Source organism: Burkholderia sp. Se-20373 (assembly GCF_017104705.1).
GTDB lineage: Bacteria > Pseudomonadota > Gammaproteobacteria > Burkholderiales > Burkholderiaceae > Burkholderia.
Genome location: NZ_JAAGPH010000062.1, coordinates 22,501 through 43,751, shown reverse-complemented (window position 1 = coordinate 43,751; position 21,251 = coordinate 22,501). Strand labels below are relative to the sequence as shown.

The 21,251-nt window shown below is 68.1% G+C and carries 17 protein-coding genes and 1 tRNA gene; 5 read left to right on the top strand and 13 right to left on the bottom strand.

Annotated features, from left to right (window positions below; translation table 11 throughout):
• The first annotated feature begins 55 nt into the window (after positions 1 to 55).
• Positions 56 to 1,435, top strand: a complete 1,380-nt coding sequence (gene argA / locus G3N96_RS20795; protein ID WP_069248380.1) for an amino-acid N-acetyltransferase — start codon at positions 56 to 58, stop codon at positions 1,433 to 1,435.
• Positions 1,436 to 1,484: 49 nt separating this feature from the next.
• A complete protein-coding gene (locus G3N96_RS20790) occupies positions 1,485 to 1,760 on the top strand; it encodes an oxidative damage protection protein (protein ID WP_006478357.1) in 276 nt (91 codons plus the stop codon).
• Positions 1,761 to 1,928: 168 nt separating this feature from the next.
• Here G3N96_RS20790 and G3N96_RS20785 read toward each other — a convergent pair whose 3' ends face one another.
• The 3 genes from G3N96_RS20785 to G3N96_RS20775 form a co-directional block, all read right to left on the bottom strand.
• Positions 1,929 to 3,344: an MFS transporter gene (locus tag G3N96_RS20785; RefSeq protein ID WP_206138320.1), complete on the bottom strand. Its 1,416-nt coding sequence runs from the start codon at positions 3,342 to 3,344 to the stop codon at positions 1,929 to 1,931.
• Between the two features lie 103 nt (positions 3,345 to 3,447).
• The gene (locus G3N96_RS20780) at positions 3,448 to 4,644 is read right to left on the bottom strand and encodes a CoA transferase (protein WP_206138319.1); all 1,197 of its coding nucleotides are present in this window, start codon (positions 4,642 to 4,644) and stop codon (positions 3,448 to 3,450) included.
• Positions 4,641 to 6,392 carry an acyl-CoA dehydrogenase family protein gene (locus G3N96_RS20775; RefSeq protein ID WP_206138318.1) on the bottom strand — a complete coding sequence of 584 codons (1,752 nt, stop codon included), beginning with the start codon at positions 6,390 to 6,392 and terminating at the stop codon, positions 4,641 to 4,643. The genes G3N96_RS20780 and G3N96_RS20775 overlap by 4 nt, the downstream gene beginning before the upstream one ends.
• Positions 6,393 to 6,565: 173 nt before the next feature.
• Between G3N96_RS20775 and G3N96_RS20770 the strand changes: the two genes are divergently transcribed.
• Positions 6,566 to 7,468 (top strand): LysR family transcriptional regulator, encoded by a 903-nt coding sequence (locus tag G3N96_RS20770; RefSeq protein ID WP_206138317.1) that lies wholly within the window; start codon positions 6,566 to 6,568, stop codon positions 7,466 to 7,468.
• A 98-nt stretch (positions 7,469 to 7,566) separates the two neighbouring features.
• A tRNA-Val gene (locus tag G3N96_RS20765) sits at positions 7,567 to 7,641 on the top strand.
• 94 nt (positions 7,642 to 7,735) lie between these two features.
• Here G3N96_RS20765 and G3N96_RS20760 read toward each other — a convergent pair.
• From G3N96_RS20760 to hutH, 10 genes are all read right to left on the bottom strand, one after another.
• On the bottom strand, positions 7,736 to 9,130 hold the full coding sequence (locus tag G3N96_RS20760; RefSeq protein ID WP_206138316.1) for an aspartate aminotransferase family protein: 1,395 nt from the start codon (positions 9,128 to 9,130) through the stop codon (positions 7,736 to 7,738).
• A gap of 28 nt (positions 9,131 to 9,158) precedes the next feature.
• The gene (locus tag G3N96_RS20755; RefSeq protein WP_206138315.1) at positions 9,159 to 10,496 is read right to left on the bottom strand and encodes a glutamine synthetase family protein; all 1,338 of its coding nucleotides are present in this window, start codon (positions 10,494 to 10,496) and stop codon (positions 9,159 to 9,161) included.
• 12 nt (positions 10,497 to 10,508) lie between these two features.
• Complete coding sequence (locus G3N96_RS20750; RefSeq protein ID WP_206138314.1) at positions 10,509 to 11,315, bottom strand: gamma-glutamyl-gamma-aminobutyrate hydrolase family protein; 807 nt, start codon at positions 11,313 to 11,315, stop codon at positions 10,509 to 10,511.
• Positions 11,316 to 12,075: 760 nt separating this feature from the next.
• Positions 12,076 to 12,873, bottom strand: a complete 798-nt coding sequence (hutG, locus tag G3N96_RS20745; RefSeq protein ID WP_206138313.1) for an N-formylglutamate deformylase — start codon at positions 12,871 to 12,873, stop codon at positions 12,076 to 12,078.
• 59 nt (positions 12,874 to 12,932) lie between these two features.
• Positions 12,933 to 14,309: a formimidoylglutamate deiminase gene (locus G3N96_RS20740; RefSeq protein WP_206138312.1), complete on the bottom strand. Its 1,377-nt coding sequence runs from the start codon at positions 14,307 to 14,309 to the stop codon at positions 12,933 to 12,935.
• A gap of 4 nt (positions 14,310 to 14,313) precedes the next feature.
• On the bottom strand, positions 14,314 to 15,537 hold the full coding sequence (gene hutI, locus G3N96_RS20735; RefSeq protein ID WP_206138311.1) for an imidazolonepropionase: 1,224 nt from the start codon (positions 15,535 to 15,537) through the stop codon (positions 14,314 to 14,316).
• A gap of 4 nt (positions 15,538 to 15,541) precedes the next feature.
• On the bottom strand, positions 15,542 to 16,153 hold the full coding sequence (locus G3N96_RS20730; protein ID WP_206138310.1) for a HutD family protein: 612 nt from the start codon (positions 16,151 to 16,153) through the stop codon (positions 15,542 to 15,544).
• Positions 16,154 to 16,155: 2 nt separating this feature from the next.
• Complete coding sequence (gene hutU, locus G3N96_RS20725) at positions 16,156 to 17,844, bottom strand: urocanate hydratase (protein WP_089425798.1); 1,689 nt, start codon at positions 17,842 to 17,844, stop codon at positions 16,156 to 16,158.
• 39 nt (positions 17,845 to 17,883) lie between these two features.
• Positions 17,884 to 18,579, bottom strand: a complete 696-nt coding sequence (gene hutC / locus G3N96_RS20720; protein ID WP_039369341.1) for a histidine utilization repressor — start codon at positions 18,577 to 18,579, stop codon at positions 17,884 to 17,886.
• A gap of 4 nt (positions 18,580 to 18,583) precedes the next feature.
• Complete coding sequence (gene hutH, locus G3N96_RS20715; RefSeq protein WP_206138309.1) at positions 18,584 to 20,107, bottom strand: histidine ammonia-lyase; 1,524 nt, start codon at positions 20,105 to 20,107, stop codon at positions 18,584 to 18,586.
• Between the two features lie 213 nt (positions 20,108 to 20,320).
• On the opposite strand from hutH, the gene G3N96_RS20710 reads away from it, so the two are divergent.
• Positions 20,321 to 21,241 (top strand): glutamate/aspartate ABC transporter substrate-binding protein, encoded by a 921-nt coding sequence (locus G3N96_RS20710; RefSeq protein ID WP_206138308.1) that lies wholly within the window; start codon positions 20,321 to 20,323, stop codon positions 21,239 to 21,241.
• The last annotated feature ends 10 nt before the right edge of the window (positions 21,242 to 21,251 follow it).

The following is a 21,251-nucleotide window of genomic DNA, read 5'->3' as shown; positions in this document are numbered from 1 at the left end:
GTCGGCGCGGGACTTTTAGGTACATTCGACATGGGGGCGCATTATAATCCCGCCCATGAATTCCCAAACCGACCTCCCTCCCGCCCAGACCGGCGCCACGACGCCGCCGGCTGCCGACGACTCGACCGCCAGTCACGCGCAGTTCGTCGACTGGATGCGCTCCGTCGCGCCCTATATCCACAAGTTCCGCAACAGCACGTTCGTCGTGGGGTTCGGCGGCGAGGTGGTGCAGCAGGGGCTGCTGAATGCGCTCGTGTCCGACATCGCGCTGCTGCAGGCGATGGGTATCCAGATCGTGCTGGTGCACGGCTCGCGCCCGCAGGTCGAGGAGCAGCTGAGCCTGCACGGTGTCGAATCCGAGTTTTCGCACGGGCTGCGCATCACCGATGCGCGCGCGCTCGAATCCGCGAAGGAAGCGGCCGGTGAAGTGCGTCTCGACATCGAGGCCGCGATCAGCCAGGGTCTGCCGAACTCGCCGATGGCGCACGCGCACATCAGCGTCGTGTCGGGCAACTTCGTGACCGCACGGCCGGTGGGGATTCTCGACGGGGTCGATTTCGCGCATACGGGCATCGTGCGCAAGATCGACGCCGAATCGATCCGTCATTCGCTCGCGAGCCGCAAGCTCGTGCTGCTGTCGCCGCTCGGCTTCTCGCCGACCGGCGAAGCGTTCAACCTGTCGATGGAAGATGTCGCGTCGGCCGCCGCGATCGCGCTGCGCGCCGACAAGATCATCTTCCTGACCGAAGCGCCCGGCATCGTCGACGACGAAGGCGAGCTGGTGCGTGAAATGTCGCTCGACGCGGCGGCCGAGCTGCTCGATTCCGGCAACGTCCAGGGCGACGACGCATTTTTCCTGAAGCATTCGATCCGTGCGTGCCGCGGCGGCGTGACCCGGGCGCACCTGATCCCGCAATCGCTCGACGGCAGCATGCTGCTCGAACTGTTCCTGCACGACGGCGTCGGCACGATGATCTCGTACGAGAACCTCGAGAGCCTGCGCGAAGCGACGCCGGACGACGTCGGCGGCATCCTGTCGCTGATCGAGCCGCTCGAGTCGGACGGCACGCTGGTGCGGCGCGGCCGCCACCAGATCGAACGCGACATCGACCACTTCTCGGTGATCGAGCACGATGGCGTGCTGTTCGGCTGCGCGGCGCTGTATCCGTACCAGCAGGAGAAGATCGGCGAGATGGCGTGCCTGACGGTCGCGCCGGAAGCGCAGGGCTCGGGCGACGGCGAACGCCTGCTCAAGCGCATCGAGCAGCGTGCCCGCGCGCGCGGCCTCACGCATATCTTCGTGCTCACGACGCGCACCGAGCACTGGTTCCTCAAGCGCGGCTTCGTCAAGGTCAGCGTCGACGACCTGCCGGAAGACCGCCGCAAACTCTATAACTGGCAGCGCAAGTCGCTCGTGCTGATGAAACAGCTCTGAGCGCAGGCACGACTGCCCTCCCCCAGTCCGATTACAGGAGAAGTACACGATGGCTCGAATGATCCAATGCGCGAAGCTCGGCAAGGAAGCCGAAGGCCTCGATTTCCCGCCGCTGCCGGGCGAACTCGGCAAGCGCATTTACGAGAGCGTCTCGAAGGAAGCGTGGCAAGGCTGGTTGAAGCAGCAAACGATGCTGATCAACGAAAACCGCCTGAACATGGCCGACCCGCGTGCGCGCCAGTACCTGATGAAACAGACCGAGAAGTACTTCTTCGGCGACGGCGCGGACCAGGCGTCCGGCTACGTGCCGCCGACGGAAGGCTGACCGGCATCATTCGCGACGGCCGGCCGCGCCGGTCGCCTCGCGGGAAACGACAAACGGCACCGTGTCATCGCACGGTGCCGTTTGCTTTTGGCGCATCCGAACCGATGCGATGCGACACGGCCGGGGCATGCGATACCGCCGGCCCCCCGGTCACACCGACCGCCCGATTCAACCCACCGGCTTCAGCGTGCCGCGATCGTCCGGCGGCGGGACCGCACCGGCCGGGGTGTCGGCGGCGGCGCCTTCCGTGCCCCATTCGGCCGCGTCGCTGCGTTCGGCCGTCGACAGTTCGTCCGCGCGATACCCGGTGCGATTCAGCAGCGCCAGCATGCACACGAGCGACACGAGCGCATAAAGCCCCGATGCGACCGCGACGCCGACGATGCTGCCGGTCGCGTTGAGGATCGCCTGCGCGAGCACCGGCGTGCCGCCCCCCACGACGAGCGCGCTCAGTTGATACGCAAGCGACAGGCCCGTGTAGCGGATGTTGGCCGGAAACACGCGCGCGAGCACGCCGCCGACCGCGCCATAAAACATCGCCGACGGAATCGTCGAGATGCACATGCCCGCGACGGCCACCCAGTACGAGCGCGTCGCGAGCGCATGGAACATCACGGGCATCAGCACGATTTCCGGAATCAGGATCCAGCACATCGCGCGGCGCATGTCGACCTTCGACACGAACCACGCGCCGACCGGCTGCATCAGGAACTGCACGACGAGCGAGATCGACAGGATGCCGAGGAACGTGCCCTGCGCGTAACCGAGTTCCCTGGTCGCCCACGACAGCGCGAACGTGCTGCGGAAGTACGTGACGTTGATCACCGGCAGCGTGCCGGCCGCGAGCAGCACGACGACCCAGTGATCGCGCACGACGTCGCGCAGCGGCAGCTTCACGGTGCGCTTGCGCGCGAGCACGCGCTGCATGTCGGCCGACTCCTCGAGCTTCAGCCGGATCACCATGCCGATGATCACGAGCACGGCCGACAGCAGGAACGGAATGCGCCAGCCCCACATCAGGAACGACGGGGTGGGCAGCGCGCTCAGCGCGAAGAATGCGGCCGTGGCCAGCAGGTTGCCGGTGGGCGAACCCTGCTGCGCGAACGCCGCATACAGGATGCTGCGATGCTTCGGCGCGTTCTCGCTCGCGATCAGCACCGCGCCGCCCCACTCGCCGCCGACCGCGATGCCCTGCAGCACGCGCAGCACGACGAGGCCGGCCGGCGCCCAGACGCCGATCTGCGCATAGCCGGGCAACAGGCCGATGCCGGTCGTCGCGAGCCCCATCATCACCAGCGTGATCACGAGCGCGGTCTTGCGGCCGACGCGGTCGCCGAGATGCCCGAACACGATGCCGCCGAGCGGCCGCGCGGCGAAGCCGGCCCAGAACGTGACGAACGCCAGCAGCGTCGCGACGCCGGGATCCATCGTGCTCGCAAAGAACACCTTGCCGAACACGAGCGCAGCGGCCGTGCCGTAGATGTAGAAGTCGTACCACTCGATCGTGGTGCCGACGAACGCCGCGAAGGCGGCGCGGCCGGGCCGCGGTTGCGGCGCGGCGGTCGGGGATTGCGGACGGCTCATCGATGTCTCCATGTTGGTGTGTCGGGGACGCGACTGTCGCGCGCCTTTCCCGGGTGGCCGGCATCGCGCCGCCGGCCGGCGGCGTCGTGTCGGTCGGCGGCGCCTAGCCGGGCGCCTCCCGCAGCACGCCGGCGTCGAGCAGTTGCTGCTGGAGCGCGGGATCGACGCCGAGGCGCTCGAGCACCGCGCGCGTATCGCCACCGAGTGCGGGCGGCGGCGAACGATAGGTGGCCGGCGTGCGCGACAGCTTCACCGGCGACGCCGTGCCGCGATACGCACCGATCTCGACGAACAGGTTTCGGTGCAGCGCATGCGGATCGTGCGCGACGTCGGCCACCGTGCGCACCGGCCCGCACGGCACGCCCGCCGCCATCAGGTCGCGTGCGAGCGGCTCGCAGGCGTGCTCGGCGAGCCGTGCTTCCAGTTCGGCCTTCAGCTCGGGACGGTGCGCGCAGCGGCTGCGGTTGTCGACGAAGCGCGGATCGCCGGCGAGCGCCGGCACGCCGAGATGCGCGACGAGCCGCGCGAATTGCCGGTCGTTGCCGATCGCGAGGAAGATCGGCACGGTCGCGGTGCGATAGCTGTCGTACGGCGCGATGTTCGGATGTGCGTTGCCGCTGCGCGCCGGCACGCGCCCGGAACCGAAGAAGTTCGGCAGGTGCGGATGCAGCAGCGACACGCCGCAGTCGTACAGCGCGATGTCGATCGACTGCCCGCGCCCGCTCTTCTCGCGCTCGGCGAGCGCCAGCAGGATGCCGGCCAACGCGTTGAGGCCCGTGACCATGTCGACGATCGGCAGGCCGATGCGCGTTGCGTCGCCGTCGCGCTCGCCGTTGACGCTCATCAGCCCCGCCATCGCCTGGATCACCGCGTCGTAGCCGGGCAGCCCGCCGAGCGGGCCGCCTTCGCCGAAGCCCGTCACCGCGCAGTGGATCAGGCGCGGGAAGCGCGGCTGCAGGTCGCGCGCGTAGTCCATCCCCCAGCGCGCGAGCGTGCCGGGCTTGAAGTTCTCGACGAGCACGTCGGCGTCGTCGAGCAGGCGCCACAGGATCGCGCGCCCCTCGTCGCGCGACAGGTCGAGCGCGAGCCCTTCCTTGTTGCGGTTCACGCCCATGAAGTACCACGCGGTATCGCCGAGGAACGGCGGCCCCCAGCCGCGCGTCTCGTCGCCGTCCGGCGGCTCGATCTTGACCACCGTCGCCCCGTGGTCGGCGAGCGCCTGCGTGCAGTACGGGCCGCCGAGCACCCGGCTCAGGTCGACGACCTTCAGGCCGTCCAGTGCGCCGCGCGTCGTGCTCATCGTTCGACCTCCGGCAGCAGGTCGAGCGCGGTATCGAGCGCGATCGGCGTGCCGCGCAGCAGTGCGTCGTACGCGGCCGATTCGTCGTCGCGCGACGCCGGCGCGAGCGGATCGACCGGCAGCAGCTTGTGGCGCACGACCAGATGCGCGAGCGCGAGCCGCCGGAAATCCGGCGCGAGCCGCACGCCCTCGCACGCCATCAGCACGGCCGCACTCGCGTAGTACAGCGCGGACGCGGCCTGCCGCACGCGCGCGTCGTCACCTTCGTCAGCGACCCGCGCGAGCGCGTCGCACGCACGCGCGAGAATGCGCCGCAGCGCCGCACGGCTGGCATCGGGCAGCGGCGCCGCGCCGAGGCGGTCGCCGAGGAACGCGCGCAGCGCATCGAGTGCGTACTCGCGCTGCGCGGCCCGCGCGACGTCGAGCGCGACGATGTTGCTCGTGCCTTCCCAGATCGAGCCGAGATGCGCGTCGCGCACGATGCGCGCGTCGCTCCACTCCTCGATGTAGCCGGTGCCGCCGCGCACCTCCATCGCATCGCCCGTCACACGGCGCGCATCGCGGCACGCGCGGAACTTGATCAGCGGCGTCAGGATCCGCACGCAGCGCGCGGCCTGCTCGTCGCCCGCATCGGCCTGCGGCAGCAGCAGCGCGATCTGCATGAACATCGCGCGCGCGGCCTCGGCCGGCAGCAGCATCTTCAGCAACTGGCGCTGCATCAGCGGCATCTCGATCAGCTTGCGGCCGAAGGCCTCGCGGTGCGCGGCGACGTGCAGCGCCTCGTTCAGCGCGCGCCGCATCAGCCCCGCCGCGCGCACGCCGTTCGACAGCCGCGACATGTTGATCATGTCGGCCATCTGGTGAAAGCCGCGGCCGATCTCGCCGATCAGGTACGCCTGCGCACCTTCGAGCGCGATCTCGCCGCTCGCCATCGAACGGCTGCCGAGCTTGTCCTTCAGACGCACGATCCGGTAGCGGTTGCGCTTGCCGTCCGGCAGCGTCTTCGGCAGCAGGAACAGCGCGAGGCCCTTGATGCCGTCCGGCGCGCCGTCGGGCCGCGCGAGCACCATCGCGAGCTCGGCGTCCGCGTTCGAGCAGAACCACTTGTCGCCGGTCAGGCGCCAGACGGTCTCGCCGTGCGCGCCGGTCTCGCGCGTCGCCCGCGTCGCGATCCGGCCGACGTCGGAGCCCGCCGCCTGCTCGGTCATAAACATCGCGCCCTGGTACAGCGTGTCGAAATCGCGTGACGCGAGCATCGGCAGGTAACGCGCGACGAGCGCCGGATCGCCGAAACGGCGTAGCGTGCGCGTCAGCGAATCGGTCATGCTGACCGGGCAGCACAGCCCGAATTCCGCCTGCACGAACAGGAACGTCAGCGCGTACTTGACGAGCGGCGGCACCGATTCGGCCCCGTGGCTCAGCGATGCAAGCCCGAGCTCGGCATACGCGACGCGTTCGAGCGCGACATACGCGGGATCCTTGTCGATCCGCTGCACGGCCTCGCCGCGCCGATTGCGGTGCTCGAGCACGGGCGGGTGCTTGTCCGCGCGCGACGCCCATTCGTCGAGTTCGCCCGACACGCGTGCGCCGAGCGCGCGCAGTTGCGGCTCGAACTCGCCATAGCGGGCCTCGCCGAGATGCAGCTTCAGCAACGCGCCGAGATCGGGATCGACGGTGAAGAAATTGATGCCCCGGCTGTCGGGGATATTGGATGCGCCGGCGTCCGGCGTGCGAGCGGTGTCGTTCATGCATGCGTCTCCTGGGTTGCCTGCACGTCGGCTGGGCGCGGCGCCGCGGCGCCCGGCCAGTCCCGTGCAAAGCCTTCCGCAGAGCGTAGGCGTGCGATCGATAAGCGTCCAATACAGGATTTATCCGGTACGATAGATATCGCTTATCGATGCCGACGCCGCGAGGAGACACGATGGAACTGAGGCAGTTGCGCTACTTCGTGGCGGTCGCCGAGGAGCTGCATTTCGGGCGCGCGGCGAAGCGCCTGTTCATCTCGCAGCCGGCGCTGAGTTTCGACATCCGCAAGTTCGAGGATGCGCTCGGCGTACAGTTGTTCTCGCGCACCAACAAGACCGTCGCGCTGACCAACGCGGGCGAGGTGCTGCTCGGCGAAGCGCGCCGGCTGCTGCTGCAGGCGGCCGAGGCCGAACGCCTGACGGTGCGCTCCGCGTCGGGGCTCGCGGGCCGGCTGCGGATCGGCTTCGTTCATTCGATGCTGTATCGCGGGCTGCCCGATGCCGTGCGACGCTTCGAGGCCGACTATCCCGGCGTCGAAGTCGTGCTGAGCGAAATGAACACGCAGGCGCAGGTGCGGGCGATCCAGCGCGGCCAGATCGATCTCGGCTACGCGCACTGGGGCCACTTCCCGCCCGAGGTCGAATCGACGCCCGTCTATGCGGAACCGTTCGTGTGCTGCCTGCCGGCCGCGCATCCGCTCGCGCAGCGCAGGCAGGTCGCGCTCGCCGCACTGGCCGCGGAACCGTTCATCCTGTTCCCGCGCGAAGCGGCGCCGCACTATCACGACCTGATCATCGCGCAGTGCGTGAATGCCGGCTTCAGTCCACTGATCCGCCACGAGGCACGGCTGTGGCAGACGATCCTGTCGATGATCGAGTTCGGGATGGGTATCGCGCTCGTGCCGCGCGTGCTGCAGCAGGTGAAGAGCGACCGGCTCGCGTTCCGGCCGCTGAAGGATGCGTCGCTCGAATCGCGCACGCTCGCGCTGAAGCGCAGCGGCACCACCGAGCCGGTTGCGCTGCGCTTCGCGGATTACGTGCGCGCGTCGATCGACGCCCTGCCCGCGCTCGCAGGCTGAGCGAACGGCCGGCTGGCAGGTATGTGCAGGGATCTGAAAAATATTTGCAGAAAGTACTTTACAGACCCTCAAAGCACTGACATAATTTCAGCTTCTTTGGGCGGTTAGCTCAGCGGTAGAGCACTGCCTTCACACGGCAGGGGTCACTGGTTCGATCCCAGTACCGCCCACCAAAGAATTCAAGGCCCTGCGTCTCACGACGCAGGGCCTTTTCGTTTTGGCGTCGCGCTTGCCCCTCGGCGCACACGCGATGCTGCGCCGGCTTACTTACTCCGCGCGCCCCACCCGCTCCGCCGTCGCATCGAATGCGCGCTTTGCCTTGTCGACGATCTCGTCGACCTCCGCCTCGCGAATCACGAGCGGCGGCGACAGCAGCATCCGGTCGCCGGTCGCACGCATGATCAGGTTGCCGTTGAAACAGAAGTCGCGGCAGATCGTGCCGATATCGACGTTCGCACCGAACCGCTCGTGCCGCTCCCGGTCGCGCGCCAGCTGAACGCCCGCGACCAGCCCCGCTCCCGCAATCTCCCCGACGATCGGATGGTCGCCCAGCGCATCGCGCAGCCGCCGCTGGAAATACGGCCCGATGTCGTTCTTCACGCGCTCGACGATCCCTTCGTCGCGCAGCAGCTTCAGGTTCGCGACCGCGACGGCCGCCGCGACCGGGTGGCCCGAGTACGTGAGGCCATGATTGAATTCGCCGTTGTCGATGATCGGCCGCGCGATCCGCTCGTGAATGCCGACCGCCCCCATCGGCACGTAGCCCGACGTGAGACCCTTGGCCATCGTGATGAGATCGGGTTCGAAACCGAAGTGCTGGTGGGCGAACCATTCGCCGGTGCGGCCGAAGCCGCCGATCACTTCGTCGGCCACCAGCAGGATGTCGTACTTGCGGCAGATCCGCTGGATTTCCGGCCAGTACGTCGACGGCGGGAAGATCACGCCGCCCGCGCCCTGGAACGGCTCGCCGATGAAGGCCGCGACGTTCTCCGCGCCGAGTTCGAGGATCTTCGCTTCGAGCTGCTGCGCGCGCGCCAGGCCGAACGCTTCCGGCGTTTCGCCGGCCGCTGCTTCGCCGAAGAAATACGGCTGGTCGATGTGCACGATGTTTTCGACTTTCGACGGCATCTGCTCGTGCATGTAGCCCATCCCGCCGAGCGTGCCGCCGGCGATCGTCGAGCCGTGATAGCCGTTCTTGCGCGAGATCACGTACTTCTTCTGCGGTTGGCCCTGCACGCGCCAGTACTGGTGCACGAGGCGCAGCACGGTGTCGTTGCCTTCCGAGCCGCTGTTGCAATAGAAGAAGTGGTTGAAGCCGGCCGGCGTGACTTCCGCGAGCATCGCGGAAAGCTCGATCACCGGCGGGTGCGTGGTCTTGAAGAACGTGTTGTAGAACGGCAGTTCCTGGATCTGGCGATACGCGGCGTCGGCGAGTTCCTTGCGGCCGTAGCCGACGTTCACGCACCAGAGGCCGGCCATCCCGTCGATCACCTTGTTGCCGTCGGAGTCCCACAGGTAGACGCCGTCGGCCTTCACGATCACGCGGCTGCCGGCGCGGTTCAGCGCGCCCATGTCGGAGAACGGGTGGATGTGGTGTGCGGCGTCGAGCGCACGATAATCCGCGGTCGATGGCGGCGATACAGCGTCGTTTTTATCGGTCATGTTTCCTCCGGATAACCGTGCCGCACGCTCAGACGTGCAGCAGCAAATGCCTGCGTTCCCATGAGCTGATCACGCGGAAGAACGCTTCGTATTCGGTGTCCTTCAGCGCCAGATAGGCCTTCACGAACTTGTCGCCGAGAATGGCGGCCAGCGGCGTGCAGGCCGCCATCAGCGAGATGCCCTCCTCGAGATTGCGCGGCAGCTGGTACGGCAGGTTGTAGCCGTCCGACGCGATCGGCTCGGTCGGCGCGAGCTGCTGGGTCAAGCCGAGATAGCCGGCCGCGAGCGTCGCGGCGAACGCGAGGTACGGATTGCAGTCGACGCCCGGGATCCGGTTCTCGATACGGCGCGCCGACGCGCCTGACTGCGGAATGCGGAAACCGACCGTGCGATTGTCGTAGCCCCACTGCACGTTGATCGGCGCAGCCATGAAGCGCGACAGGCGGCGATACGAGTTGATGTACGGCGCGAAGATCGGCATCAGTGCGGGCGTGTACTTCTGCAGCCCCGCGAGATAGCTGTGGAACATCGGCGACACCGTACCGTCCTCGTTGGAGAACAGGTTGCGTCCCGTGCGCGCGTCGGCCAGGCTCTGGTGGATGTGCATCGCCGAGCCCGGCTCGTCCTGCATCGGCTTCGCCATGAAGGTCGCGTACATGTTGTGGCGCAGCGCCGCCTCGCGCACGGTGCGCTTGAACAGGAACACCTGGTCGGCGAGCGACAGCGCATCGCCGTGCACGAAGTTGATCTCCATCTGCGCGGCGCCGACCTCGTGGATCAGTGTCTCGATATCGAGCCCCTGCATCTCGCAGTATTCGTAGATGTCCTCGAACAGCGAATCGAACTCGTTCACGGCCTCGATCGAATACGACTGCCGGCCGGTCTCCGCACGCCCGGTGCGGCCGACCGGCGGACGCAGCGGCAAGTCGGGATCGGCGTTCATGTCGACGAGATAGAACTCGAGCTCGGGTGCAACGACCGGCTGCCAGCCCTTCGCCTGGTACAGGTCGAGCACGCGTCGCAGCACATAGCGCGGCGAGATCTCGACCGGCGAGCCGTCGAAGTGCACGCAGTCGTGGATCACCTGCGCGGTCGGGTCGACGGCCCACGGAATCAGGCAGATCGTCGACGGATCGGGCACGCACACCATGTCGGGGTCGGTCACGCCGGTCAGCGTGCCGTCCTCCGGATAGTCGCCGGTGACGGTCTGCACCATCACCGCCTGCGGCAGGCGCATCGATTCGCCGGATTCGAACTTGTTGCGCGGAATGATCTTGCCGCGCGCAATGCCGGCCATGTCGGGAATGATCGCCTCGACCTCGGTGATGCGGTGCTGCCGCAGGAATTCGCTCAGTTCGGGTTGCATGATCGGCCTCTGTCAGTCGACGTCGGATGCGGCCGGCGACGGCATCGCGCCGCCGGCGGCATGAATGCGATGCGCCATGCGCGCGCGGCACGCCGCGCCGAACGCCGCGAAGATATCGCGCGACAGCGGCTGTTCCGCGTAGCGCCATTCGGGATGCCACTGCACGCCGAGCGCGAACGCGCGCGCGCCGCGCACGCTGACGGCCTCGACCAGTCCGTCGGGCGCACTGGCTTCGACGACGAGCCCGACGCCGAGCTGCGCGATGCCCTGGTCGTGCAGAGAATTGACCGTTGCTTCCTGCGCGCCGCGCGCGACCCGCTGCAGCAGGCCGCCCGGCGCGAACTGCACGACGTGCGCGGGGCCGTACTGCCGTTCGAGCGGATCGGCGGGCCGCTCGCGGTGATCGTCGAAGCCGGTGGTCGCGTGCAGCCGCTGATGCAGCGTGCCGCCGTAGGCGACGTTCAGCTCCTGCATGCCGCGACAGATCGCCAGCACGGGCACGCCCGCGTCGATCGCCTCGCGGATCAGCGGCAGCGCGGTCGCGTCACGCGCGGGGTCATGCAGCGTGTCGGGCACGCTCGCGCCGCCGCCGTAATGATGCGGCTCGACGTTCGAATAGCTGCCGGTGAACAGCAACCCGTCGACTGCCGCGACGATCGCGTCGGCCGGCTGGCGCGCGCCGAGCGCGGGCAGCACGAACGCAAGCGCACCGGCGCCGTCGACGAGCGCGGCCAGGTACTTCTCCCCCGCCGTATGGTTCGGATGCGCACCGCGCAGGATGCGGTCGGCGGTGACGGCTACGATCGGGCGCGCACGCATGGGCGGCTCTCCGGTAATCGCGCGCGATGCGTCTGCACGCGGGACGTTGAAGGTTCGCGCCGGCGCCGCACGCGCGCGCCACGACGCGGCGCATGCCCATGCGCGATCCTGCCGCGCGGACGATGCGGCAACAGGCGGTGCGACCCGGAACGGAAGCGGAAAACGACGCTAGGGCAACAACGACGCGCTGCCGTCGCACTGCACCGCGCTGAATACGTGCGCGGACACGAGATTGAAGCGGCGCAGGCTGCGATGGGAAATGGCGAAGAAGCGAGGCTCGCGTAAAAAGGCGGCACGCGTGCCGCGATCAGCATGCCGGGACGGCCCGGCCTGAGGCGGCGCGCCCGCCGACGGACTTCGCGTCCGGCGTATCGAAGGGCTGGCGGCTTTCACGATCGTACTCGACTGACGGATGAAGGCAGGACACGTGTCGCGATCAAGCGCATGCGGCAATGCCGCGCGGCGACACGTCGGCAAGGTGTCTCGCCGCGCATTCCGGCGGGTTGCGGCCACGATCGATGGCCCCGCCGCGCCTGCGCGCGTGACGACTTCCTGACATTCAGCTTATATCACCTAAAAATTGCGTCAAATTTTCAGGTGCCGATGACGTCATCGAACAGACGAAAGCCCTACGAAAAAAAAACGGCATCGATCCCGTGGATCGATGCCGTGTTGTGCACTGCATCGGTGCGGCATGCCGCGTGCCGGCGGGCCATGACGCGCCTGCTCCGCCGCGCTGCCGCATCCGAGCGGCCCGCGTTCAACGATGCGCGAGCGCGGTTTCGACGAGCGTCCGCAATAGCGGCACGATCCGCGCCGCACGTGCTTCGTCATACGCGTAGGGCCGCGTCTCTTCCATGTAGGTGATCTGCGAGAGCTCGAGCTGCACGGCCTCGACGCCGGTAGCGGGCACGCCGTAGTGACGCGTGATGTAGCCGCCCTTGAAGCGCCCGTTCGCGACCGCCGTATAGCCGCCATGTTCGAGCACGCGCGCGGCCAGCGCTTCGGCCAGGCCCGGCGCGGCACTCGCGCCGCTCGACGTGCCGAAGTTGAAGTCAGGCAGGCGGCCGTCGAAGAAGCGCGGCACGTGCGAGCGGATCGAATGCGCTTCCCACACGAGCACGCGGCCGTGCTCGCGCTTCAGGCGCGCGACCTCGCCTTGCAGCGCCTCGTGATACGGCAGCCAGTAGCGATCGCGGCGACGCATGATCTCGTCGTTGCCCGGCAGCGCGTTCGCCGGATACAGCGGCGCCTTGTCGAACGTATCGACCGGCACGAGCCCCGTCGTGTCCTGCCCCGGGTACAGGTTCTCGTTGTCGGGCGGCCGGTTCAAGTCGACGACGTAACGCGCATGCGACGGTACGAGGATCGATGCGCCGAGGTCGGCCGCGAATCCGTACAGCCGTTCGAGATGCCAGTCGCAATCGTCGACGAAACGCGCGTCGGCCGTCATCGTCGCGGCGATGTCGTCGGGAATGTGCGTGCCTGCGTGCGGAATCGAGATCAGCAGCGGCAGCGTGCCCTGCTTCAGCGTGAATACAGCCGGTTGTTCAGTCATGTCGCATCACCGTTGGAGGTCTGCCGGCGCACGCTTGCGGCGTGCGCCGGTTGCGCGCGTCAGCGCAGCAGTTGCGCCAGCGCGGCGCGGTAGTCGGCATACGCGACGGCTTCGTCGCGATGACGGCGGCCGCTCACGACGCGCTCGCCGCCTGTGTAGACGTCGAGCACCGGCGTGTCGCCGTGCTCCGCGAACACGATACCCGACAACCACGATGCGCTGTCGTGTTCGGCGATCGCCGGATGATCGGGATCGAGCACGAGCCAGTCGGCGCGGCACCCTTCTTGCAGCGCACCGACGCGCCGCCCGCTGGCCTGCGCGCCACCGGCGAGCGACGCGTCGAACAGGCGATCGGCGACATGTGCCTGCGACTCGCTCGCCAGCACGTTGCGCGCGCGGTGCACGAGCCGTTGGCCGTATTCGAGCAGGCGCAGCTCGGCGCGCCAGTCGACCGACGCGTGGCTGTCGGAGCCGACGCCGATCACGCCGCCCTGCGCGAGATAGTCGACCGCCGGGAACACGCCGTCGCCAAGGTTCGCTTCGGTCGTCAGGCACAGGCCGGCAACCGCGCGACGCTTCGCGAGCGCCGTCGTTTCAGCCGCGTCGACGTGCGTCGCGTGCACCAGACACCAGCGTGCATCGACGTCGAAACGATCGAGCAGCCATTGCACGGGGCGCGCGCCGTACGCACGCACGCAGTCGTCGACTTCGGCCGTCTGCTCGGCGATATGGATATGCACGGGCGCATCGCCGGGCAGCCCGTCGAGCAGCACGCGCAAGCCGTTTTCGGATACCGCCCGCAGCGAGTGCGGTGCGACGCCGTAACGCAGCCCGCCGTGCTCCGGCGCGACGCGACGCATCGCGTCGAGCAGTTCGAGCAGGCCGTCAGGCGTATTGATGAAGCGGCGCTGGTCGTCACGCGGCGGCTTGTCGCCGAAACCGGCGAACTGGTACGACACCGGCAGCATCGTGATGCCGATGCCGGCGGCGCGCGCGGCGTCGATCACGCGCGTGCCGAGCTCGGCGATCTGCGGATAGCGCGAGCCGTCCTGCGTGTGGTGCACGTAGTGGAATTCGCACACCGACGTGTAGCCGCACTTGAGCATCTCGACATACAGCCAGCGCGCGATCGCGGCGAGCGCGTCGGGCGTGATCTTCAGCGCGAAGCGGTACATCAGGTCGCGCCAGCTCCAGAAGCTGTCGGACGGATTCGCGCGATATTCGGTGAGCCCCGCCATCGCGCGCTGGAACGCGTGCGAATGCAGGTTCGGCATGCCGGGCAGCACCGGCCCGGCCGCGCGTGCGACGCCCGCGGGTGCGTCGGTGTCGGGCGTCACGCCGGTCAGCGTGCCGGCCGCGTCCCAGCGCAGCAGGACGTTACGGCGCCAGCCATCGGGCAGGTACGCATGGTCTGCGAACAACGTGGTGTCGGTCATGAGGCTATCCATTCATCCGGCGAAACACGGTCGTGCCGCCGCGTACGACCTGCTCGCACAGCGGCCGGCCGATCCAGTAGGCGAGCTCCGCCAGCGAGCCGACCGACCACGCGGCGAAGTCGGCCTGGCGACCGACCTCGAGCGCGCCGTGGCGATCCGCGCGGCCGAGCGCCGCGGCCGCATGGCGCGTGACGCCCTGCAGCACCTCGGGCACCGTCATGCGGAACAGCGTGCAGCCCATGTTCAACGTCAGCAGCAGCGATTCGAGCGGCGACGTGCCGGGGTTGTGATCGGTCGCGAGCGCGATCGGCACGCCGTGCTTGCGCAGCAGCTCGATCGGCGGCAGTTGCGTCTCGCGGATGAAGTAGTACGCGCCGGGCAGCAGCACGGCAACCGTGCCGGCTGCCTTCATCGCCTCGATGCCGGCTTCGTCGAGAAATTCGAGGTGATCGGCGGACAGTGCGCGATAACGCGCGGCCAGCGCCGTGCCGCCCGCGTTCGACAGTTGCTCCGCATGCAGCTTCACGGGCAGCCCGCGCCGCGTGGCGGCCTCGAACACGCGCTCGGTCTGCGCGAGCGAAAAGCCGATGCGTTCGCAGAACACGTCGACCGCGTCGACGAGGCCTTCGTCGGCCAGCGCCGGCAGCATCCGGTTGCACACTTCGTCGATGTACGCATCCGCACGGCCCGTATATTCGGGCGGCAGCGCGTGCGCGCCGAGGAAGGTCGTGTAGACGCTGACCGGAAAGCGTTCGCCGAGCTGGCGTGCAACGCGCAGCATCTTGCGTTCGCTCGCGAGGTCGAGCCCGTAGCCCGACTTGATCTCGATCGCGGTCACGCCTTCGGCGAGCAGCGGCTGCAGGCGGGCTGCGGCCTGCACGAACAGCGCCGTCTCGTCGGCCGCGCGCGTCGCGCGCACCGTCGACACGATCCCGCCGCCCTGCCGCGCGATTTCCTCGTAGCTCACGCCCGCGAGGCGCTGCGCGAATTCGTCGGCACGCGTGCCGCCGTACACGAGGTGCGTATGGCAGTCGACGAGGCCCGGCGTCACCCACGCGCCGTGCAGATCCTCGCGCTGCCAGTGGGCGTAACCGTGCGGCAGCGCGGACATCGCGCCGAGCCAGACGATCGTGCCGGTTTCGTCGACGGCGATCGCCGCGTCGTCGATCGTCTCGTCAGGATGGCCGTGCGGACACAGCCTCAGGTGATGCCAGACAGTCGGTTTCATGCGTTCAGTCTCGTTCGCCGATGGCGAGCGACACGGCGAGCAACGCGCCGCTACCGCTCACGACGACGTCAAACGCACGCCGCGGCCCGTCGAGCCGCAGCGTGTCCATTTCTTCCAGGGTGTAGCGTGTGCCGTCGATTTCGACCGCGGCTTCGCCTGCCGCGCAATACAGCAGCACGGTATCGGCATGCTCGATGCGGTGCGCGCCTGCGCGCCATACGTCGAGCGCGCCGCGCGCGGCCGAACGGCGCGTCATCAGGTTGAAGTCGCGCGTCGCGCCGTCGTGCAGCGTCGCGTCGATCGCCGCTTCCCCCGCGAAATCCGCGCGGGCCAGCGGTGCGTCGAGCACGTGGCGGGCGCCGCCTGCCTCGGCGAGCGTCATGCCCGCGCCGGACAGCAGCACGAGCGTGCGGTCGATCCCGTCGAAACGCGAGAACGGCCCGGGCGTGCCGACGTCGGCGACGCTCACGCGCCACGCGAACGCGTCGAGCGCGGCGCCCGGCGGGAACGCGCCGATCTCGCGCGTCACGCCGCCGCCGTTCTTCCAGGGCGACGCGACGAGATCCGCGGCGCGGATCATCGTCGCGTTCACCGGCGCCGGGTGGAGCGCCGTCATGCTCAGCGGCCGAGCATCGGCAGCTTCAGGCCGGCTTCGCGGGCCGTCTGCTGCGCGAGTTCGTAGCCGGCATCCGCATGGCGCATCACGCCCGTCGCCGGGTCGTTCAGCAGCACGCGGCCGAGACGCTCGTGCGCTTCGGCGGTACCGTCGGCGACGATCACGACGCCGGAGTGCTGCGAGAAGCCCATGCCCACGCCGCCGCCATGGTGCAGCGACACCCACGATGCGCCGCCTGCGGTGTTCAGCAGTGCGTTCAGCAGCGGCCAGTCGCTCACGGCGTCCGAACCGTCCTTCATCGATTCCGTCTCGCGGTTCGGGCTGGCAACCGAACCGGTGTCGAGGTGGTCGCGGCCGATCACGATCGGCGCCTTCAGCTCGCCGTTCTTGACCATCTCGTTGAACGCCTGGCCGAGGCGATAGCGATCCTTCACGCCGACCCAGCAGATCCGTGCCGGCAGGCCCTGGAACGCAATGCGTTCACGCGCCATGTCGAGCCAGTTGTGCAGGTGCGGATCGTCGGGGATCAGCTCCTTCACCTTCTGGTCGGTCTTGTAGATATCTTCCGGATCGCCCGACAGCGCGACCCAGCGGAACGGGCCCTTGCCTTCGCAGAACAGCGGGCGGATGTAGGCCGGCACGAAGCCCGGGAAGTCGAATGCGTTCTCGACGCCCATTTCCAGCGCCATCTGGCGGATGTTGTTGCCGTAGTCGAGCGTCGCCGCGCCGCGTTCCTGCAGCGCGAGCATCGCGCGCACCTGGACGGCCATCGACTGCTTCGCGACCTTCACGATGCTCTGCGGATCGACCTTCTGCGCCTCGCGCCATTGCGCGACGGTCCAGCCTTGCGGCAGGTAGCCGTTGATCGGGTCGTGCGCGCTCGTCTGGTCGGTCACGCAATCCGGCGTGATGCCGCGCGTGACGAGTTCCGCGAACACGTCGGCCGCGTTGCCGAGCAGGCCGATCGACACCGGCTTGCCGGTGCGCTTCGCTTCCTCGATCATGCCGAGCGCCTCGTCGAGCGTCGTCGCCTTCTTGTCGACGTAGCGCGTCTTCAGGCGGAAGTCGATGCGGGTCTCGTCGCATTCGACCGCGATCATCGAGAAGCCGGCCATCGTCGCGGCCAGCGGCTGCGCGCCGCCCATGCCGCCGAGGCCGCCCGTCAGGATCCAGCGGCCCGACGGATCGCCGTTGAAGTGCTGGTTCGCGACCGAGAAGAACGTTTCATAGGTGCCCTGAACGATGCCCTGGCTGCCGATGTAGATCCAGCTGCCGGCCGTCATCTGGCCGTACATCATCAGGCCCTTGCGGTCGAGCTCGTGGAAGTGATCCCAGTTCGCCCAGTGCGGCACGAGGTTCGAGTTCGCGAGCAGCACGCGCGGCGCATCCTTGTGCGTGCGGAACACACCGACCGGCTTGCCCGACTGGATCAGCAGCGTCTCGTTCTCTTCGAGATCCTTCAGCGATGCGAGGATCTGGTCGTAGCATTCCCAGTTGCGTGCCGCGCGGCCGATGCCGCCGTACACCACGAGCGCATGCGGATGCTCGGCGACTTCCGGGTCGAGGTTGTTCTGGATCATCCGGTAGGCCGCTTCGGCCAGCCAGGTCTTGCAGACTTTCTCGCTGCCGCGCGGCGCGCGGATCGTGCGCGTCGGATCGAGACGGGGATCGATGTGTTTCGGATGGTTCATGACGACTGCTCCCGAAGGAAAATGACTATCAAATAGGAATCAGAAATGCCCGGTGAAGCGATAACGGCTGCCGGGATGCCACAGATTCGCCACCGAGGCGACGACGCCCTGCGACCAGGTGCGTCGATGTAAAACCAGACACGGCTCGACGTCGTCCATCCGCAGCTGCTCGCGCCGCTCCGGCGCCGGGGCCGCCGCTTCGATCCGGTACTCGACGCGCTGCAGCGGAGCCGCGCGCATCAGGTACAGGTTCGGCGTCGTGTTCGTGAAATCCTGCTCGGCGTAATCCGGCGCGACCGCCGGATTCACCCATCGTTCTTCGAGCTGCACGGGCTCGTCATTCTCGAAGTGCAGCACCTGCGAATGAAACAGCTTCGTGCGCACGGCGACCTGCATCTCGTCGGCGAGCGCCTCGTCGGCGCGGATCGTGTCGAGGCCGAGCACGCTCGCGTGATACGCGTGCCCGCGCGCACCGACTTCCTCCGAGATGCTGCGGATCGCCACCAGCGTCGACTCGTACTTCGGCCGCGCGACGTAGGTGCCCGCCCCTTTCATGCGGGTGAGCACCTGCTCGGCCGTCAACTCGCGCAGCGCGCGGTTGACGGTCATGCGCGCCACCTTGAATTCGCGCGCCAGCTCGTTCTCGGACGGCACCTGATCGCCCTCCTCCCACTCGCCTGCGTGGATGCGGGCCAGGATGAAATCCTTGATCTCCTGGTAGACCGGCGCGCTCATGGGCTTACTGCTCCGATGCGAACGAGAACGGCGCGACCTTCGCGAACGCGCGCTCGCCGACCAGCTTTGCGATCACGGCGATGTCCGGTGCGAAGTAGTGGTCGAGCTCGTAGTGCGCGACCTTGGCGCGGATCGTTTCCATCACCGGTGCCAGCTTCGGGCTCGTGTGGTACGGCGCGCGCAGGTCGACGCCTTGTGCGGCGGCCAGCAGTTCGATCGCGAGGATATGCTTCGTGTTGTCCGCGATGTCGGCGAGCTTGCGCGCGGCGAACGTCGCCATCGACACGTGGTCTTCCTGGTTCGCCGAGGTCGGCAGCGAGTCGACCGACGCCGGGTGCGCGAGCGTCTTGTTTTCCGATGCGAGGGCGGCCGCCGTCACGTGCGCGATCATGAAGCCCGAGTTCACGCCGCCGTCCCGCACGAGGAACGGAGGCAGGCCCGACAGCGTCGCGTCGATCAGCAGCGCGATGCGGCGTTCGGCCAGTGCGCCGATTTCCGCTGCGGCGAGCGCGAGGTTGTCGGCCGCGAACGCGACGGGTTCCGCGTGGAAGTTGCCGCCCGACAGCACTTCGCCGGTATCCGGGAAGATCAGCGGGTTGTCCGACACGGCGTTCGCTTCGACCAGCAGCACGTCGGCCGCATGGCGCATCTGGTCCAGGCACGCGCCCATCACCTGCGGCTGGCAGCGCAGGCTGTACGGGTCCTGCACCTTGTCGCAGTCGCGGTGCGACTGGTTGATCGGCGAGCCTTCGAGCAGGTCGCGATACGACGCGGCCGCGTCGATCTGGCCCTGGTGGCCGCGCAGTTCATGAATGCGTGCGTCGAACGGCTTCACCGAACCGGCAGCCGCATCGACCGACAGCGCACCGGCCACGAGCGCGGTGCGGTACAGATCTTCGATCGCGAACATGTTGTCGAGCGCCAGCGCGGTCGATGCCTGCGTGCCGTTCAGCAGCGCCAGGCCTTCCTTCGCCTGCAGCGTCAGCGGCGCGAGGCCCGCGACGCGCAGACCGTCGAGTGCGCTTGCACGCTCGCCGCGGATGAACACTTCGCCGACACCCAGCAGCACGGCCGACATGTGCGCGAGCGGCGCGAGGTCGCCCGATGCGCCGACCGAGCCCTTCACCGGGATCAGCGGCAGCACGTCCGCGTTGAACAGCTTGATCAGCGCGTCCATCACTTCGCGACGGATGCCCGAGTGGCCGCGGCCGAGGCTCGACAGCTTCAGCGCCATCAGCAGGCGCACCGACGAGCGTGCCATCGGCTCGCCCACACCGACCGCGTGCGACAGCACGAGGTTCTTCTGCAGCAGTTCGAGCTGGTCGTGCGGGATGTGCGTGCTGGCCAGGCGGCCGAAGCCCGTGTTGATGCCGTAGGCCGGCTCGCCCTTCGCGGCGATGTCGGCGACGGCCTTCGCGCCCGCGTCGATCTTCGCGAAGCTGGCCGGGTCGAGCGTCAGCTGCACGGATTCGCGTGCGATCTGGCGCAGTTGCGGGAGGGTCAGATGGCCGGGGGTCAACGTAATCATGTGAGCAATCCTGTCTAGACAAGTTCGGAATGGATTGAAGTGTAGCCACGCCAACTTGTCTAGACAACCCGTTTTTCACCGATTTCGACTCGGGAGTTTCCCTGATGCCCGGCGCGGCCCGCCGCATCGGCCCGTGTGATCCGGGGCTTAACAAGTGTTGCAATTATTTTTTATTTGGCAACATACGGTTCATCATTCGCCACGGAGACCGCCATGCCCTTCCCGTCACGACTCGCCATCCGGTTCGGCCGCCCCCTGCTGTGCGCCGCGTGCGCACTCGCCTGCGGCGCGTCGCTCGCCGCGCAGCCGCTGTCGGGCACGCTCGAGAAGATCCGGCAAAGCAATCTGATCTCGATCGGCCACCGCGAAACGTCGGTGCCGTTCTCCTACGCCGACGCGAACGGCAAGGTCATCGGCTTCTCGCAGGACCTGTGCGACCGCGTGATCGCCGCGGTGAAGGCGCGCACCGGCAAGCCCGACCTGCAGGTGCGCTTCATCCCCGTCACGTCGCAGAACCGCATCCCGCTCGTGCAGAACGGCACCGTCGATCTCGAATGCGGCGTCACCACGAACCTCGCCGCGCGTCACGCGCAGGTCGCGTTCTCGACCACCTTCTTCGTCGCGACGACGCGCCTGCTCACGCGCACGAGCTCCGGCATCCGCGACTTCCCCGACCTCGCCGGCAAGACGGTCGTGACGAACCAGGGCACGACGTCCGAGCGCCTGCTGCGCAAGATGAACGAGGAAAGGAAGATGAACATGCGGATCATCAGCGCGAAGGATTACGGCGAAGGACGCCTCACGCTCGAATCGGGCCGCGCGGCCGCGTACATGATGGACGACGTGCTGCTCGCGGGCGTGCGCCAGCTCGCCGCGAAGCCGGCCGACTGGCAGATCGTCGGCACGCCGCAATCGTCGGAAGCCTACGGGTTCATGCTGCGCAAGGACGATCCGCCGTTCAAGGCGCTCGTCGACGGCGTGCTCGTGCAGTTGATGAAGCGCGGCGAGATCGACGCGCTGTACGACAAGTGGTTCATGAAGCCGGTACCGCCGAAGGGGTTGTCGTTCGACTTCGCGATGAGCGACGCGATCAAGGCGCGCTATGCGGCGCCGAACGACGCGCCGCTCGAATGAGCGCCGCGCG

What these genes read in the sequence shown, in the direction of transcription:
- G3N96_RS20760 (WP_206138316.1), bottom strand. Translation starts at nt 9,130, where the DNA reads ATGACCGATAAAAACGACGCTGTATCGCCGCCATCGACCGCGGATTAT.
- G3N96_RS20710 (WP_206138308.1), top strand. Translation starts at nt 20,321, where the DNA reads ATGCCCTTCCCGTCACGACTCGCCATCCGGTTCGGCCGCCCCCTGCTG.
- G3N96_RS20750 (WP_206138314.1), bottom strand. Translation starts at nt 11,315, where the DNA reads ATGCGTGCGCGCCCGATCGTAGCCGTCACCGCCGACCGCATCCTGCGC.
- G3N96_RS20790 (WP_006478357.1), top strand. Translation starts at nt 1,485, where the DNA reads ATGGCTCGAATGATCCAATGCGCGAAGCTCGGCAAGGAAGCCGAAGGC.
- hutG (WP_206138313.1), bottom strand. Translation starts at nt 12,873, where the DNA reads ATGACTGAACAACCGGCTGTATTCACGCTGAAGCAGGGCACGCTGCCG.
- G3N96_RS20730 (WP_206138310.1), bottom strand. Translation starts at nt 16,153, where the DNA reads ATGACGGCGCTCCACCCGGCGCCGGTGAACGCGACGATGATCCGCGCC.
- argA (WP_069248380.1), top strand. Translation starts at nt 56, where the DNA reads ATGAATTCCCAAACCGACCTCCCTCCCGCCCAGACCGGCGCCACGACG.
- G3N96_RS20785 (WP_206138320.1), bottom strand. Translation starts at nt 3,344, where the DNA reads ATGAGCCGTCCGCAATCCCCGACCGCCGCGCCGCAACCGCGGCCCGGC.
- hutI (WP_206138311.1), bottom strand. Translation starts at nt 15,537, where the DNA reads ATGAAACCGACTGTCTGGCATCACCTGAGGCTGTGTCCGCACGGCCAT.
- G3N96_RS20755 (WP_206138315.1), bottom strand. Translation starts at nt 10,496, where the DNA reads ATGCAACCCGAACTGAGCGAATTCCTGCGGCAGCACCGCATCACCGAG.
- G3N96_RS20740 (WP_206138312.1), bottom strand. Translation starts at nt 14,309, where the DNA reads ATGACCGACACCACGTTGTTCGCAGACCATGCGTACCTGCCCGATGGC.
- G3N96_RS20780 (WP_206138319.1), bottom strand. Translation starts at nt 4,644, where the DNA reads ATGAGCACGACGCGCGGCGCACTGGACGGCCTGAAGGTCGTCGACCTG.
- hutC (WP_039369341.1), bottom strand. Translation starts at nt 18,579, where the DNA reads ATGAGCGCGCCGGTCTACCAGGAGATCAAGGATTTCATCCTGGCCCGC.
- G3N96_RS20770 (WP_206138317.1), top strand. Translation starts at nt 6,566, where the DNA reads ATGGAACTGAGGCAGTTGCGCTACTTCGTGGCGGTCGCCGAGGAGCTG.
- G3N96_RS20775 (WP_206138318.1), bottom strand. Translation starts at nt 6,392, where the DNA reads ATGAACGACACCGCTCGCACGCCGGACGCCGGCGCATCCAATATCCCC.
- hutH (WP_206138309.1), bottom strand. Translation starts at nt 20,107, where the DNA reads ATGATTACGTTGACCCCCGGCCATCTGACCCTCCCGCAACTGCGCCAG.
- hutU (WP_089425798.1), bottom strand. Translation starts at nt 17,844, where the DNA reads ATGAACCATCCGAAACACATCGATCCCCGTCTCGATCCGACGCGCACG.